This is a genomic window from Macrococcus epidermidis (assembly GCF_003259695.1).
Taxonomy (GTDB): Bacteria; Bacillota; Bacilli; order Staphylococcales; family Staphylococcaceae; genus Macrococcoides; species Macrococcoides epidermidis.
This window is the reverse complement of sequence record NZ_PZJH01000008.1, coordinates 36,370-52,902: the sequence shown is the minus strand read 5'-3', so window position 1 is coordinate 52,902 and position 16,533 is coordinate 36,370. Positions and strand designations below refer to the sequence as shown.

Genomic DNA, 16,533 nt, shown 5'->3' with positions numbered 1-16,533 from the left:
AAAAGCGTTAGTCATAAGTCTTAGTCCTCTTCTGTTTAACAGCTTAAACGGCGGAACAGACGTTGCCCGTACTACAAAAACCGAAGAAAACTATAAATCAAAGAGCGATTTATTCGTTTTCTTCGGTTTTTGCTTGTGGCAAAACACTTCAGTTCCAGCCTCTAGTTACTACATCTTTTCAGGGCTTGAAACGCCAATCAATGTTAAAGCATTGTGTAATGTAATTCTTGCTGCTTCAATTAACGCAACATGTGCTTTAGATTTTTCTAAGTCGTCAGTTAATACTTTCTCAGCATTATAGAATTTATGGAAATGTGCTGCTAAATCCTGAATATAATTTGTAATACGGTGTGGTGCACGTGCTTCTGCTGCCTGATTGATTACCGTTTCAAAATCAGCGATACGTTTCAACAATTCAAATGCTTTGTCATTTGTTATTAAACTAAAGTCTGCGTCAGTAGAAGGTGTGATACCATTTTCAGCTGCCTGACGTAAGATCGAACAAATTCTCGCATGTGCATATTGCGCGTAGTAAACAGGGTTGTCACTTGATTCGCTCTTTGCAAGTTCCATATCGAAATCAAAGTGTGAGTCAGGGCTTCTCATCGTTAAGAAATAACGTGCTGCGTCAATACCTACTTCATCCATGATGTCTCGTAACGTAATGGCGTTACCTGTACGTTTACTCATCTTAACTTCCTGGCCATCCTGCAATAAACGTACCATCTGCATCACTTGTATTTCTAAACGTTTAGAATCTGTACCGAAAGTTTCAAGCGATGCTTTTAAACGGTTAATATAACCATGATGGTCTGCACCGAATAAGTTAATTAACGTATCATAGCCACGTTCAATCTTATCGTAGTGATACGCAATATCCGGAAGGAAGTACGTATAGCTGCCATCTTTTTTAATCAATACGCGGTCTTTATCATCGCCAAACTCAGTTGTACGCAACCAAGTTGCACCGTCTTCTTCAAATAAATAACCATTTTCGCGCATCTTATCTAATGCTTTATCGATTTCTTTATTTTCATAAAGTGAAGTTTCACTGAACCAATTATCAAAATGAACATTAAATTCAGTTAAATCTTTTTTAAGTTTATCCATTTCATAATCTAATCCTAGCTTACGGAAAGCTTTAATACGCTCATCCTTGTCAACATCTTTGTATTCCGGATGCTCTGCAGCTAACTTTTTACCGATTTCAATAATATCTTTACCATGATAACCATCTTCAGGCAGTTCCATTTCCTGACCTAACGCCTGAAAATAGCGCGCTTCAATAGAATATGCTAAGTTTTCAATCTGTTTACCTGCATCATTGATATAGTATTCGCGTAATACGTCATATCCTGCTGCAGATAATACGTTACATAAAGTGTCACCCACTGCCGCATTTCTTGCATGTCCAATGTGCAAGCTGCCAGTTGGATTCGCTGAAACATACTCAACTAAGATTTTTTCATTTTTAGGTTGCTCCGCTTTACCGAAGTTATCTTTTTTAGTTAATGCTTCAGTAATAATACCAGTGAGGTATGCGTTATCCATATAGAAGTTGATAAATCCAGGACCTGCGATATCAATTTTAGTGACATCCGCTTTCTTAACATCTAAATGATTTACGATTGCCTGTGCAATTTCACGTGGATTTTTTTGAGCGAGTTTCGTTAACACCATGGCGATATTTGTTGCATAGTCACCATTTTTAGTATCTTTCGGGATTTCAATTTTAATTTCCGGTACTTCTGTTACAAGCTCTGCTTTTAATATCGCCTGTTTAATTTCTTCGATTAATGTTTCTTTTTGCTGTTGTACGATGTTCATTATACTCGCTCCTTATATTCTATATCGTATGTATAACTGCCTAAGACAGTTTGGTTATTTACAATGGTATATTGAATGTAAACTCTACCGGAATGTTCATCAGACTCAATGAGCATTTGATTGGTTGTAACTTCCATAACAGTTTTTTGATTAGCCAGGTGATACATATTTTGTGTTGTCTCGTATGGGACAAACAGAAAATCTAACGTTAGTTGACCTTTTCGATTAATGCGCACCCGTTCATCCTCAATCTTAACACGTACATCGGTCAGAATATCATCGATTGTTTCCTTATACATAATATATGTATGTGCCTTTTTTATGCGTGTGCCTGTAGTATTAAATTCGAAGGTCTCCGTGCCTTCACTATTTGTGATTTGTTGCTTTATGTGAATCTCTATATCCAAGTTGATCACCCACTAATGATTATAACAAAATTTGCATAAAATTAAAGAAAGCAGGTATAAAAATACCTGCTTTCTTTAGTGTCCTAGCTATTTTTATAGCTACTCATATCTTACTAATGTTAAGCAAAAATTACAACCGAAAATCTACACGATTATTAAAGTCACATTTTTGTCACAAAATTGATAATATGAGGGTGCTTATCTTTTCCGGATACTCGCCGTATTCGGAAAAGATGGACTGTCGTTAGCTCGTTTAACCTAACATTGATTTTAGTTCTTCTCCAGAATTGTTCCACATTTCAGGGTTATGGTGCATTAAGAAGTCTTTTAAGACCGCTTTATTGTCATCACCAATCTGATCTAAAATGAACTTGTGCTTCATCGATTTATCCATCATATTAACATGTTCAGCCATCACTTTATAGCCACGTTTACGTTCCTTATTTACTGCCATATAACAAGCAGTAACACCCGCATAATACGGACCGACTTCTGCACGTTCTGTTGTTACCCATACAAGCCAGTATTCTTTCTGGTCAGGACCTTCTGTTTCAGATTTATCCGTCACCCATTTCACACGCTTTTCAACTTCACTACGCGCATGCATCGCACCGATATCGATAAACGCCTTTTTCTCTGCAACATCAATAAATACTGGTGCCACATTATCTAAGCTAATCGAGCCGATATTTGTACCTTTATGTCCGTCAAGTGGATCATTTTTTATAATATTAAACTGAAATTCTGCCATATTATCACCCTATTCTAATTCATTTAATACGTTAATAATTGCACCTCGAATTTCAAGGTCTTCGATATTTAAAATTGTCTCTTTAGGATAGTAAATTTTATAATCTTTTCGCTGAATACCTGTAATACTATTGATTATAACTGATTGTGTACTAATTTCCTTAATCTTGCCAGTAGAAGTTATTAAGTGAATTGGTTTACGCGAGTTAATACCAGGTCTATTGTAGTCATATGGCAAGTCACTAAACGAGTCCACAACAAAATAATAATCCGGATCTATGCCCGCTTTCGTAAACAATTCAGTGAGTTCATCTATCGTAAATCGATTACCGTCAAACGGTAGATGTTTAAATAAATCACGGTTAACAAATCTGCGCGATAAATCACTTAAAATGGCGTCTTCTTCCTCAATCCATTCCTGCAGATAATAATTTAGAACCATTTCATCAAGTCTTAAATATGCATCAACGGACACTTGATTTGATTTAAAGAACGGCACTAAATATTTAGGTGGTTCTTTAAACGCATAACCTGTCTCATACAACACTTTGGCACGTTTCAGGACACGATTTAATAATACTTCACCACCACGACTGACTGGATGAAAATATACTTGCCAGTACATCTGATAACGGCTCATTAAATAATCTTCTACCGCATGCATACCACTTTCTTTAATCACAACTTCATCCTTTGTCGGACGCATAAGCCTTAATATACGTTCCATATCAAAGCTACCATAACTCACACCTGTATAGAAAGCATCGCGTTGCAGGTAGTCCATACGGTCAGCATCAATCTGCGAACTAATCATTGAAATGACCAGCTTATTATGATGTGTCTTGTTGATTACAGCAGCTACTTCTTTCGGAAATTCGGGTGAAACGCGTGACAACACATGATTCACTTCCGTATCTCCTAATATGATCTGCTGTGTGTAAAGCTCGTGATCCGTATTAAAAATCTTCTCGAAACAATGAGAGAACGGACCATGGCCTAAGTCATGTAACAGTGCTGCACATAATGCGAGTGGACGATCTTCATTATGCCAATGTTCACGTCCAGCAAATATTTCGTCTATCATACGACGTACGATTTCATAAACGCCTAACGAATGATTGAAACGTGAATGTTCAGCAGTATGAAAAGATAAATATAACGTACCAAGTTGTTTTATTCGGCGTAATCGCTGAAATTCTTTTGTCTTGATTAAATCCCAAATTAACTGATCTCGTACATGCACATAGCGATGCACTGGATCTTTGAATACCTTCTCTTCCTGCATCTTTTGGAATTGGTAGCCCATAGTGGTTCTCCTTTATTTTTTCATTACTTAAATTTTATCATAAAGCCTTTAAAATAGAATGATTAACGGCTTTTAAAAATTTTGTAATACAAAAAATTTTCAGAAAGTTATTGACTTATATTTTTAATTAATTTAATATTCAACTTAACAAAAAACTAAATAATTATTTATCAAGAGTGACTGAGGGATTAGGCCCTATGACGTCCAGCAACCTGTCCACACGGAAAAGGTGCCAATTCCTACAGTACAATTGTGCTGAAAGATAAGTAGAGATACTGATGGCTAACGTTTTCCCGTGCATACGGGGAAACGTTTTTTTTGTGAAAAAATTAATTCTGAGGTGAAAGCATTGTCTAAGTTTAGTTCATATTTCTTAATGCAGGAAGTTGATATTGCAGCATACATACTTGAAACTACAAATTTATTTAATCCCGCTGACAACTTAGCAGTAAACGAAATCGGAGATGGTAATTTAAATTATGTCTTTCGTGTATCTAACGGCATCAAATCCATTATCGTCAAACATTCAGGCGTCGTAGCGCGTATTTCAGATGAATTTAAATTATCAACGGACCGTACAATTCGTGAAGGGAAGTTACTCAAAGTACATGGCGAAATCGTACCACAACTTGTACCGCATATTTATGCGATTGATGATGTGATGAAATGCGTCATCATGGAAGACTTAAAAGAATACACAGTATTACGCCAAGGTTTAATCGATGGCAATATATATCCAAATATCGGTGTTGATTTAGGGACCTATTTGGCAGAGACACTGATTAACACTTCTGACTTTGTACTTGATGCGAAAGAGAAGAAGGCTTTACAAAAAGATACGATAAATCCCGAATTATGCGAGATATCTGAAGACCTCGTGTTCACCGAGCCATTTTACAATAATTTCTCACGCAATGAAGTGAGTAGCGCTTTGCTTCCATACGTCGAACAGTTACTTTACAACGATGACACATTAAAGCTTGCAGTTGCAGAAGCGAAACTTAAATTCTTAAATAAAAGTCAAAGTTTAATCCATGGAGATTTACATTCAGGTTCAGTATTTGTGAATGAAACAGAAACAAAAGTCATTGATCCTGAATTCGGTTTCTATGGGCCAGCAGGATATGATGTCGGAAATGTGCTCGCTCACCTCTTCTTTGCATATAGTAATGCGCAGGCGCATGGCCGAGATGAACAAGCTAAGTTTATTGCCGAAAGTATCACAGAAGTATTAGAAGTATTCAAACAGAAAAGTTTAGCGATCTTACAGGAAAAGACGAAAGATGTCGCATTGAAACAAGCTTCAGTTTATGCAAGCTATATCCGTTCAGTGCTTGAAGATGCGTATGTTGTATGTGGACTTGAAATTATTCGTCGTATCGTCGGACTTGCTAAAGTAAATGATTTAACGACTTTACCTGAGCAACAATGTGTTCAGATAGAAGTGCAACTCATTAAGTTTGCGAAATCGCTGATTCAACATCCGGAATCAGTATCCATCTACCCATCTATATTCTCACTCTATACAGAATTTAAGGAGATCGCGGCATGACATTACAATCGATCCAATACAAAGATGGCGTTCTTACGCTCCTTGACCAGACGAAATTACCACATGATATACAGTATGTCGACTGCACAGATTATGAAGCAGTCGCAGTAGCGATTGAAGATATGATCGTGCGCGGTGCACCCGCTATTGGAATTACTGCGGCATACGGTGTCGTAATCGGTGCCTTACAATACAACGGGGATAAAGATTTTATAATTTATATGCAGAATGTTATTACACGACTATCCAACACACGACCAACAGCAATCAACTTGTTATGGGCACTTGATCGAATGAGCCAGGTCATCACCGAAGATGTCAATCAGAGTATCGTGGCTTTAGAAAAGCTCGCGCAACACATTTATGAAGAAGATAAATCAATCAATGACCGTATCGGGAAACATACATTACCACTCATAAAACCGAATTCAACGTTTATTACGCATTGCAATCCAGGTAGTCTTGCAACAAGTGCGTTAGGCACAGCGACAGCGGGATTCTATCTAGCTCACGCTCAAAACATTCAATTTAAAGTATTTAGCGATGAGACTAGACCGAGATTTCAAGGCGCACTTACAGCTTTTGAGTTATCGCAAGCCGGCATCGATGTTACAACAATTACAGATAGTACTGCAGCCACTGTGTTACAGCAACAAGGTGTTACAGCTGTTATTGTCGGTTGTGACCGCGTAGCATTAAATGGCGACGTCGTTAACAAAATTGGCACATTACCGCTCGCTATTGCAGCAAAGTTTTATAATGTACCATTCTACGTTGCAGCACCAACACCAACCTTCGATTTAATGGTATCGAGTGTAGATGCAATTCCAATCGAAGCACGCAACGCACGTGAAGTAACACATATTTATGACAATAAAGTCGCAGCAGACGTAGCAGTTTATAATCCAGCTTTCGATATTACACCTAACAGTTTAATCACAGGACTGATTACTGAACATGGCATTATCGACGCACATGAACAAGCAATCGCAAAACTATTTGAGGAGGTTAAAGCATGAATAAACCATTACAATTATTACTTGCAACAAGTATCTTACTTACAGGATGTAATCAGGCAACATCACAATCTGGAGCGACAGGTGAAATAAAAGGCAAGAAAATTGCTGTTATCCGTAACCTTGGTAGTGATGATCACACGAAACAATTTATCGATGGTGCTAAATCACAAGGTGAGAAACTTGGACTCAAAGTGGATACTTTTCTTTCGAATGGGAATGACGCAAAGTTTCAGCAGCTCGTCGATCAGGCAATCCTTAAAAAATATGATGGCATTGTATTATCACACGGCAAAGAAGATTACAGCTATGATTTGGTTAAGAAAATTGCAGATGCAAAGATCAAAGTTGTTACTTTTGATACAAAGTCAGATAAAGACGGCAAAGTTATTGATAATGTCGTTGCTACAAGTCAAGATGACCATGCATTAGCAAAGTTATCGTTAGACGCGCTGATAAAAGATAAAGAACAACCCGTAAAAGTACTTAAATTATGGGTCGGTCCTGGTTTCCTACCGCTTGATAAACGTCAGGAAATTTTTAAAAAGTATGAAAGCGAAGGCAAAATTAAAGTCGTTGAAAGTATCGGACCAACGAATTTTGAAGACGTACAAGGCGATGTAAAAAAGAAAACACAAGCTGTACTTTCAAAATATCATCCAAAAGATTTCGATGCGGTATGGGGATCTTGGGATGAGATGACAAAGGGCGCTTATCTTGCACTTAACGAAAAGAAAATCAATCTACCGATTTATTCAATAGATATCTCAAACCAGGACATTAACTTTATGAAAGCTAAAAACAGCAACTGGAAGACATCAGCAAGTGTTAATCCTAAAGTCATCGGTGAAACAGATGTAAGAATTCTGGCAAAGCTCATTAAAGAAGAAAAAGTCCCTGCGACTTATGCATTTAAACCAGTTCAAATTACACAAAAAGATTTGAAACAAGATACGAATATGAATAATCTTTCAAAGGCAGTTCCGGCATTTAGTCAGGAAGATGCTTTCAAAATTAAATAACGATAGGACTGAATACAATGCGCTTTGAAGTCTCAAATCTTAATTTAACAATCAATGACCATCATATTTTAAAGGATTTATCTATTCATTTTGAACAAGGAAAGATTCATGCAATTATCGGTGGCAACGGTGCAGGTAAATCATCGTTAATGAAAGTATTGAATGGCACTTACCCTTATCAAAAAGGAACTTTATATAAAGATGGACAAAAAGTTTCAAGCTTTGCAGATGATATCGCTTACGTTGCACAAGAAGTTGATGATGTCTTATTTCAAAGTTTATCGGTATATGATAATTTGACGATTAAAGATCGCACGAAAGGATTTTTTTATAAACAGCAACAAAAACAGAAATTGCAAAATTATATCGATAAATTCGGTTTATCTTTTTCACTGAATACACATGTTAGAGATTTAACTGTTTCTGAAAAACAGTTACTCGTCATCATTCGAGCGATACTCGAAGATAAGCATCTACTCATATTAGATGAACCGACGGCTTCATTGAGTCAGCGTGAAGTTAATATTTTATTCAATGAATTAAATTTATTAAAAAAAGAAATGGCCATCATCTTTATTTCTCATCGCATACCTGAGTTATTAAATATTTCTGATGATATTTCTATCCTTAAAGATGGCGAATGCATCGCATCTAAACAATCAGATGCTTATGACGCTGAAGCACTTTATGAAGCTATTGCTGGAAACATACAGACACATCAACAAACAAATTACACAACAAAAGAACAACAATTTTCTTTTCAGCACATACAAACCGATAAACTTCAAGATATCAATATTCATGGATTTAAAGGTGAAGTAATAGGCATCGCAGGATTAGTCGGTGCCGGTAAGACAGAATTGTGCATTTGGTTATATGACCATTTATCTCATGAAAAAATATCTTATTGTCCAGAAGAACGTCAGAAACATGGGCTGATTATGTCTCACAGTATAAAAGATAATATTTGTTTTAAAAACAAACAATTTTTTACCCATCATCAAAATGAAGAAAATAATATCTTACCTTTAGCAAATGATATCGGCTTGAAATATAAATCGTTTGCTCAACAAGTTCATGCATTATCCGGTGGGAATCAGCAAAAAGTTGTATTATTACGCGGGCTTTATCAACAATCAAACATCTTTATCCTTGATGAACCAACTGTAGGAATCGACGTCGGTGCTAAGCAAGACTTATTTAAAGTTATCAATCAATTAACTGCCAGCGGAAAGACAGTTATCTATGCATCAAGTGATTTTAGTGAACTGATCAATATAACTGATCGCATCTATACACTACACAAAGGTCAAGTCGTAGATGAACAACTGACACAAAATACATCAGAAACTGATCTTTTGCACAAAGCTACTGGAGGAATACAACATGCAGTTTAAACAATTCGGCTTACTCATTGTAATCACTATTTTAGTCATACTATTTAGTTTGACTGCACCAAACTTTCTATCTACTGATAATTTACTTTCAGTCATTAGAGGCATGGTTATTGTCACCATCGTAGCCATCGGTATTACATTTAGTTTGAGTGTCGACGGATTCGACTTATCTGTCGGCTCTATGGTTACGCTAAGTAATGCTGTTATCATTTCATTATTTGTATGGCATGGGATGAATTTTGGGCTATCCATCATGCTCACATTAACAGTTGCACTTGTTGTCGCACTCATCAACTTAATTTTAATCATCAAGTTTAAAATCCCTGACCTTTACGCTACACTTGCGACAATGTTTATCGTTGAAGGTATCGCACTGACGTATGCTGAAGGGGGTTCAATCAGTCAAGGCATGACAAGAGAAAACGGAGCTGCTACAACTGGCAAGATTCCTGATGCATTCAAAGTTTTGTCAGAACCTATACCTTTAATTATCATAATGCTCATTATTGTAGCCCTTACATACGTTTTATTACATCGCACAAATCCCGGACGCATCATGTATATGATTGGCGATAACAAACATGCTGTAGAATTCGGTGGCATCAAGACAACAAAATATATCATTATCAGTTATTTGGCATCTGCATTCTTTGCTTGTATCGGTGGTATACTCCTTGCCAGTCAAGTATCATCAGCTCAAGTTAATTCAGGCTCAGGGTATTTAATGACCGCAGTTGCGGCTGCATTTATCGGTGCAACTGTTTCTAAATCAGGTAAGCCTAATATTATAGGTACATTTTTAGGCGCACTACTCATTGCAATACTGGAAAACGGTCTCGTCATGCTATCCGTTCCATATTATGGCTTGAATATTATAAAAGGCCTTGTCCTAGCAGGTGCATTAATTATTAACTATGCACAATTTAAACAAAGGAGGTTAAAACGTGTCACATATCATAGCGAAGTACCAGCTACACAACAATCCATCTAAAATTGATACTATCGCAGAAAAACTAGCCGTTGGTTTAACTGTCGGGAGCTGGACAGATTTAACGGCTGAAGATCAGGCACATTTAGCGAAATATAAAGGTGAAGTTATTACCAAGGAAATAATCGATGCAGAGAAAGGGTTATTACATATCGCTATTGCTTATCCGGAACATAATATCACCCCAGACTTTTCTTCAATATTAACGACTGTATTCGGCAAACTTTCGTTAGACGGAAAAGTAAAGTTACTCGATATCGATTTTACGGATTACAGTAAACATTTTAAAGGTCCTGCGTTCGGTGTTGAAGGTGTGAGAGAGTTACTAAATATTTATGATCGTCCGCTTGTAATGAGCATCTTTAAAGGCATTATCGGTAGAGATGCATCATTTTTCGAAACACAACTGCGTGCACAGGCGTTAAGTGTCGATATTATTAAAGATGACGAAATATTATATGACGTACCTGAACTTCCTTTTGAAGAACGTATTACTATCGGTAAACGCGTGTTAGATGAAATATTCGAAGCCACTGGCCGTCGCGTACTATATGCTGTGAACCTATCCGGTACGGTGTTTGAATTGCCTGACAAAGCACGTAAGGCCAAGCAACTCGGTGCGAATGCTTTATTATTCAACGTTCATACGTATGGACTTGACGCACTTAAAGGGTTACGCGATTTAGCATTAGATGTACCAATTCTTGCTCACCCTGCATTAAGTGGTGCATTAGGCGGTAGCCCTGACTATGGTATCAGTTATCAATTACTACTATCTAAACTGACACGTCTTGCAGGCGCAGATCTTATTCTCTTCCCGGTGCCGTATGGATCTATCGAACTTACTGAAAGTGATGCTAAAGGTATTGTCGCCCATGCATTAGAAGCGAGTACAATAAAAAAAGCATTTCCTGTCCCGTCAGCCGGCGTTCATCCAGGCCTGGTTAAACGTATTATCGATGACTTTGGTGAAGACATCGTCATAAATGCCGGTGGCGGTGTACATGGTCATCCAGACGGTGCCACTGCTGGTGGTGAAGCTTTCCATGAAGCCATTCGTCATTACAAGACAGGCGTAGGTGGTAAATATTATGATAAGGCGGTGGCTTTATGGGGTACATCATAGCCTGTGATTTCGATGGTACCGTAACAGCCACTGATACGATCGTAGCCATCATCAAGAAGTTTGCTCCTATTGAAGGACGACCTATCACCGATCAAATACTGAATCAGGAAATCTCGATACAGCATGGCGTTACAGAACTCTTCAGATTATTACCGAGCGAAAAGAAAGAAGATATCATTCAATTCGCGTTAGAAGAAGTGAATCTCCGACCAGGATTTCAGAAGTTATTAGACGAAGCACAAACACTAAATATTCCTTTCTATATTATTAGTGGCGGCATGCATTTCTTTATTGATCCCATACTAGAGAAATTTAATGGCATCAAACAAGTGTTTGCCAATACGGTAGATTTCTCCGGAGATTATATGGAAGTAATTTGGAATCATCCGTGCCATAACTTATGTACTGGAAACTGCGGAACATGTAAGCCTTCTATCGTCAGACAGTTAGTGGATGATAATAAAGTTATAGCAATCGGTGATAGCGTTACAGACTTAAAGTTACTGGGTATTGCAGATATTGCATTTACAACTTCAAAGCTTACCGAATTTGCCCAGGAAAAAGGCATCGCGCATCATCATTTCGAAACATTTGATGATATTAAATTAAGCGAGGTGATTAAATGAGTTCACTAGAAGCAATTACACATATCAAAGAACGGCTCGCACGCAATAACTACTTCCCTGGGACAAGCGGTAATTTAGGTATAAGAATAGATGAGCAGCATCTTTATGTAACTACAAGCGGTGTCGATAAATATGAAACAACCGATACAAGTTTTGTCAAAGTAGATATGAATGGTAAGGCTGTTGATACAAATCTTACGCCATCTCTCGAAACCGTACTACATTTAGAAATATTTAAACGCAGTAACGCAAACGCATCAATTCACATCCATACCGTTAGTAACAATGTGATTTCAGAGCTATATCATTCTAAAGGTGCAGTTGAATTTAACAATCAGGAATTAATTAAAGCATTCGGTTTATGGCAGGAAAGTGATGTGTTGCGCATCCCTATTATCGAAAATCCAGCAGACGTTAAAAAACTCGCTGAAGGATTTGGAGAACACGTTACTGCTGATAGTGGTGTTGTACTCATTCGCAATCACGGGATCAATGCCTGGGGAAAATCTACTCAGGAAGCATATAAATTATTTGAAGCAGCAGAATTTTTATTTCAATATCATTTACAACTTGCATCTGCAAGACAATATATCAAATAAGAGGAGCGATAATGATGGCATATTTAATTTTTCAGGAAACAGGTAAACGATTAGACAATCAAGAGGAAATTCATGCATTTTTAGAAAGTAATGAAGTCATTTATGAACAGTGGGATACTTCAAAATTACCAGATACATTAAAAGAAAATTATAACTTAACAGATGAAGATAAATCAGAAATCTTAAACACATTTAAAGAAGAAATTGATGCAATCAGTGCCCGTCGTGGTTACAAAGCAAGTGACGTAATCAGTTTATCAGACACAACACCTAACTTAGATGAGCTATTGACTAACTTCCAGCGTGAACATCATCATACGGATGATGAAGTACGATTCATTGTAAGTGGAAATGGTGTATTTGTTATTCAAGGCAAAGATGATCAGTTCTTTGAAGTACATTTAGATCCAGGCGACTTAATTTCAGTACCACCTAACGTAAGACATTACTTCACTTTATCAGACAATCGTAAAGTTGTTGCTGTAAGAATCTTCGTTGATGAAGCAGGATGGGTGCCAGTATACGAAAAATAAATATAGATTATATTATAAAACCCGACACCTCAATATGAGTGTCGGGTTCTAATTATATCGCCTTCTTCAACAATCCTGTTGTTACTGTTTCACCAAATAACTCTTCATTATATTCTCTTACAAGTTCAAATCCAGTTTTTTTGTAGAATCCACGTGCCTGTTCATTGTTACTTGCTACTTCAACAAATAATTCTTTATAGTCATCAAAGTGATTCAATCCTGCTTCCAGAAGTTCTGCACCTACATTGTGTCTTTGGAATGCTGGATTAACATAGATTGCTGATAAGAATAATTCTGTACCATTGATAAAATTAGCGAAACCAATCACTTCGTCATTATTTTCAGCGACTAAAAATAATGAATCCCCTATGCGTCGCTCTAAACGCTCATCATTATATGCCGCTTCTAAAAACTTAGCAATCGTGCTTGCTTCCATAATTTTTGCATATGTATCATACCACGCCATAGAAGCGATTTTTTTTATATTCGGTACATCTGCATTTGTTGCTTTTCTAATCTTAACCATACGACTTCCTCCTAAATTTTACAGCCTAATATTGTGAGTGAGTAATGATTCCCATCCATTATCGCAACATCAGGCAATTCCCCGTATTTAATAAATCCGTGTTTCATAAATAATTTCAATGCACGTGTATTATGTGAAAAAGTAAATGCCAGAAGCGTCTCTATATCGAGTGTTTGTGCAATTCGCTTCATTTCAGTCACTGCATACTCCCCTAAGCCTATACCACGATAATCAGAATCTAAATACAAACTGATTTCTACCGTCTTTCCGTATGCTGGTCTGCCGTAAAAAGTTTCAAAACTCAACCAGCCCGCTATTTCATTATTTTTGAGAAATAAAAAAATCGGACGTTTTTCCGAATGGTTCAAAAACCATTCTGTCCGACTTTCTACGGTTACAGGCTCAGTGTCTGCAGTCACTAATCTACTTTCAATTGTGGAATTGTAAATTTCAACAATACGCGGCAAATCTTCTAATGTTGCATGTCTCATCTCAATCGACATGTGCATCACCGCCTAAAAATATGATAAATATATTATATCACTATTGATGTCAGAATAATAAATATATTCATTAAATCTTTACTTAAACTGTAGCTTTTCTAATAAAAATTTGCCTAAAGGTGTCGCAACTTTTGTAAACAATGCGTAGCTTAAAAATGGTATGAGCTTTAAATGTTTGTAATAAATATAATGATATTCTAAATATGGTCTACTACCGCGTGCCAGTTTATAATCTTTCGCACCAGCGCTATTGTTAATTTTATAACCATATTCTTTAGCAAAGTGGTATAACAATCCACTTGTCATAAAATACAACCCTTTAACAGACTGATCCATTCCAAAATATGCTGGAAATAATACATTATCTGTTTGACTGACACCCATAAACGACACGATGCGTTCGTTATCTTTAAGGATGAACCATGTAAGTTCCATCTCTTTATATAAGAATTTAAAGAAATCCTCTGTGTAATGCGGATTGAAATCCGAATATTTATCTAAATATACTTGTTTGTAAAGGGGCATTAATTGGTGAAATTCATCCTCACGTAATTCATACGTGAATGTTAGTCCGCTTTTTTCAAAGCGCTTCATATCTTTCTTTAAATCTTTTCGTTCGTTCTTTGTATGTTTATCATCTGGATCGAATATATATATCGCGCGAGATATCATTGCTTCATAGCCGACGTCATCTAACTGTTTCATTTTATCTTGATGAAACTTATCATTTAATGTGCGGTAAATAATTGCATGTTTCGGAAATCTTGCAACGAGTATTCTAGTAATTTCCTGTAGCTGATCGAACTGAAAGTCTTCATACATCGTCGTCGACATAAAAGATGGAAATACTGTCACTGTCTTCTCACCAGTAAGTCCGAGTACCGTTCTGCCAACGTTCAATAACTGATGTGCAAGACTGCGTACTATATTCGGCATCTCCATTCTATTTACTTCTGAAATCATTTCATCAATGTATTGCCCTGTAAACGAATGAATCCAGGATGCATTTTTGCCTCCATCTTTAACACTATAAGGAATGAGCTGCCCGTTCAGCAATATCACTTCTATGCGTGCGTGTACATTCTCGATACCACGATGAATACCATCCATCATATACTGAATATATGCCTTATTAAAAGGAGAGATATCCACTTCGTTAAAAGGGATATCTGCGTATTTCGTATAAATCGTCATTCGTAAGACCTCTTTATCTATAGATTTACAATGTCTTCATTCCATTCGATATCATACGTTGTAATCGTGTTGACTGTTGTCTTTTGAGATTTCGCTTCAAACCACCACTGGGCACCACTTATAATTTGTTCAAAGAAGATTGACTTTTCACTTGGATGCCAGAAAATATCTTTCCCATACTTTAATCGCTCTAAATTATGTTTCTTTGGACGCATAATAAAGTTATATAACGATACGAAGATGAGTTGACGCGCTTCATATTTCGGTTCGCAGCACTTTAATTCCCAAACGTAAGGCTGCATAAATAGCGCACCATTTGTCGCACGTGGATTACATTCGATAAAGTAATAATCACCTGTCGTCTCACATTTAATCACATCAAATGCAATTTGATATGACCAGTTTAAGTTCTGAATCACAGCTTCAATAATAGACTGAAGTTCTTCATTCTTCTCTGAAGTGAAGTGTGTAGAACAGTTATAACTATCATGTGTGTTCGATAAATATAATGAAGTAGATAATGTTTTCCCGTCTTTTGCAAAGCTGTATGAACACCATTCTGTGCCCTTAATTAATGTCTGAATCATAAAAGGGAATTCAATCATATTGTCATTTTCTAATGACATACGTGTTAATTTACGCACAGATTGACCGAAACGACCGTACGGTTGTTTAACGATATATTCATCTCCAGGGAAGTTATTCATAAAAGTTGTTAAGTCATCGTGATTCATGACATATTTCGTATCAGGCACTTTAAAACCCATCGCATCGATTAACTTTGTAAAGTTATATTTGTTGTGCACTGACAGCATCTTAGAAATATCTTCAACCCATACTGGTGCAATTAATCTATCTTTCATATAAGAAAGATAGAAAGATTCTTCATTTAAAGGAATGATCAGATCAATATGATATTGCGTAACAATATTGTTAATATCGCTAATATATTCTTCAGTAGAAAATCGTGGTGACGTCGTTAAAATAAACGCTTCGATAAACTTAGAATTTTTAATGCTGACCTTTTTGGTAGAATCCGTCAAGAAAACTGTTCTGCCTAATGCGACCTGCTGCTGCACAACTTCATAAGAAATTGGCGCACGCGCACCAGTAATTAATATACGTTGCACGAATCGTTCCACCCTTCTATTGATTCATTCA

General features: G+C 36.8%; 17 protein-coding genes and 1 riboswitch. Of the genes, 9 read left to right on the top strand and 8 right to left on the bottom strand.

The window, feature by feature from the left end; genetic code table 11:
• Positions 1-168 precede the first annotated feature (168 nt).
• From argS to BHU61_RS11840, 4 genes are all read right to left on the bottom strand, one after another.
• Positions 169-1,827: an arginine--tRNA ligase gene (gene argS, locus BHU61_RS11855; protein ID WP_111717116.1), complete on the bottom strand. Its 1,659-nt coding sequence runs from the start codon at positions 1,825-1,827 to the stop codon at positions 169-171.
• Entirely contained in the window at positions 1,827-2,234 is a 408-nt protein-coding gene (locus BHU61_RS11850; protein ID WP_170122552.1) for a YwiB family protein, read from the bottom strand. Before BHU61_RS11850 ends, argS begins: the two co-directional genes overlap by 1 nt.
• 253 nt (positions 2,235-2,487) lie before the next feature.
• Positions 2,488-2,985: a YwhD family protein gene (locus BHU61_RS11845; RefSeq protein ID WP_111717112.1), complete on the bottom strand. Its 498-nt coding sequence runs from the start codon at positions 2,983-2,985 to the stop codon at positions 2,488-2,490.
• A gap of 9 nt (positions 2,986-2,994) precedes the next feature.
• Positions 2,995-4,290 carry an HD domain-containing protein gene (locus BHU61_RS11840; protein WP_111717110.1) on the bottom strand — a complete coding sequence of 432 codons (1,296 nt, stop codon included), beginning with the start codon at positions 4,288-4,290 and terminating at the stop codon, positions 2,995-2,997.
• A gap of 164 nt (positions 4,291-4,454) precedes the next feature.
• Positions 4,455-4,559, top strand: a riboswitch (SAM riboswitch).
• 80 nt (positions 4,560-4,639) lie between these two features.
• On the opposite strand from BHU61_RS11840, the gene mtnK reads away from it, so the two are divergent.
• The 9 genes from mtnK to BHU61_RS11795 are packed head-to-tail and all read left to right on the top strand — an operon-like array spanning position 4,640 to position 13,149.
• Positions 4,640-5,842 (top strand): S-methyl-5-thioribose kinase, encoded by a 1,203-nt coding sequence (gene mtnK / locus BHU61_RS11835; protein WP_111717108.1) that lies wholly within the window; start codon positions 4,640-4,642, stop codon positions 5,840-5,842.
• On the top strand, positions 5,839-6,861 hold the full coding sequence (gene mtnA / locus BHU61_RS11830; protein WP_111717106.1) for an S-methyl-5-thioribose-1-phosphate isomerase: 1,023 nt from the start codon (positions 5,839-5,841) through the stop codon (positions 6,859-6,861). Before mtnK ends, mtnA begins: the two co-directional genes overlap by 4 nt.
• Positions 6,858-7,880: a sugar ABC transporter substrate-binding protein gene (locus BHU61_RS11825; RefSeq protein ID WP_111717105.1), complete on the top strand. Its 1,023-nt coding sequence runs from the start codon at positions 6,858-6,860 to the stop codon at positions 7,878-7,880. Before mtnA ends, BHU61_RS11825 begins: the two co-directional genes overlap by 4 nt.
• Positions 7,881-7,897: 17 nt before the next feature.
• A complete protein-coding gene (locus BHU61_RS11820) occupies positions 7,898-9,277 on the top strand; it encodes an ATP-binding cassette domain-containing protein (RefSeq protein WP_111717103.1) in 1,380 nt (459 codons plus the stop codon).
• Positions 9,267-10,268, top strand: a complete 1,002-nt coding sequence (locus tag BHU61_RS11815; RefSeq protein ID WP_111717101.1) for an ABC transporter permease — start codon at positions 9,267-9,269, stop codon at positions 10,266-10,268. Before BHU61_RS11820 ends, BHU61_RS11815 begins: the two co-directional genes overlap by 11 nt.
• Positions 10,222-11,391 carry a 2,3-diketo-5-methylthiopentyl-1-phosphate enolase gene (locus BHU61_RS11810; RefSeq protein ID WP_111717099.1) on the top strand — a complete coding sequence of 390 codons (1,170 nt, stop codon included), beginning with the start codon at positions 10,222-10,224 and terminating at the stop codon, positions 11,389-11,391. Before BHU61_RS11815 ends, BHU61_RS11810 begins: the two co-directional genes overlap by 47 nt.
• On the top strand, positions 11,376-12,017 hold the full coding sequence (locus BHU61_RS11805) for an MtnX-like HAD-IB family phosphatase (protein WP_111717098.1): 642 nt from the start codon (positions 11,376-11,378) through the stop codon (positions 12,015-12,017). Before BHU61_RS11810 ends, BHU61_RS11805 begins: the two co-directional genes overlap by 16 nt.
• Positions 12,014-12,616: a methylthioribulose 1-phosphate dehydratase gene (mtnB, locus tag BHU61_RS11800; RefSeq protein WP_111717096.1), complete on the top strand. Its 603-nt coding sequence runs from the start codon at positions 12,014-12,016 to the stop codon at positions 12,614-12,616. Before BHU61_RS11805 ends, mtnB begins: the two co-directional genes overlap by 4 nt.
• 14 nt (positions 12,617-12,630) lie before the next feature.
• The gene (locus tag BHU61_RS11795) at positions 12,631-13,149 is read left to right on the top strand and encodes a cupin domain-containing protein (RefSeq protein ID WP_099577073.1); all 519 of its coding nucleotides are present in this window, start codon (positions 12,631-12,633) and stop codon (positions 13,147-13,149) included.
• Positions 13,150-13,201: 52 nt separating this feature from the next.
• On the opposite strand, the gene BHU61_RS11790 is transcribed toward BHU61_RS11795, so the two are convergent.
• The 4 genes from BHU61_RS11790 to BHU61_RS11775 form a co-directional block, all read right to left on the bottom strand.
• Complete coding sequence (locus tag BHU61_RS11790; RefSeq protein WP_111717094.1) at positions 13,202-13,675, bottom strand: GNAT family N-acetyltransferase; 474 nt, start codon at positions 13,673-13,675, stop codon at positions 13,202-13,204.
• Positions 13,676-13,686: 11 nt separating this feature from the next.
• Positions 13,687-14,178 carry a GNAT family N-acetyltransferase gene (locus tag BHU61_RS11785; RefSeq protein ID WP_096077909.1) on the bottom strand — a complete coding sequence of 164 codons (492 nt, stop codon included), beginning with the start codon at positions 14,176-14,178 and terminating at the stop codon, positions 13,687-13,689.
• Positions 14,179-14,256: 78 nt separating this feature from the next.
• The gene (locus tag BHU61_RS11780; protein WP_111717093.1) at positions 14,257-15,372 is read right to left on the bottom strand and encodes a peptidogalycan biosysnthesis protein; all 1,116 of its coding nucleotides are present in this window, start codon (positions 15,370-15,372) and stop codon (positions 14,257-14,259) included.
• A 17-nt stretch (positions 15,373-15,389) separates the two neighbouring features.
• A complete protein-coding gene (locus BHU61_RS11775; RefSeq protein WP_111717091.1) occupies positions 15,390-16,502 on the bottom strand; it encodes an ATP-grasp domain-containing protein in 1,113 nt (370 codons plus the stop codon).
• Positions 16,503-16,533 lie beyond the last annotated feature (31 nt).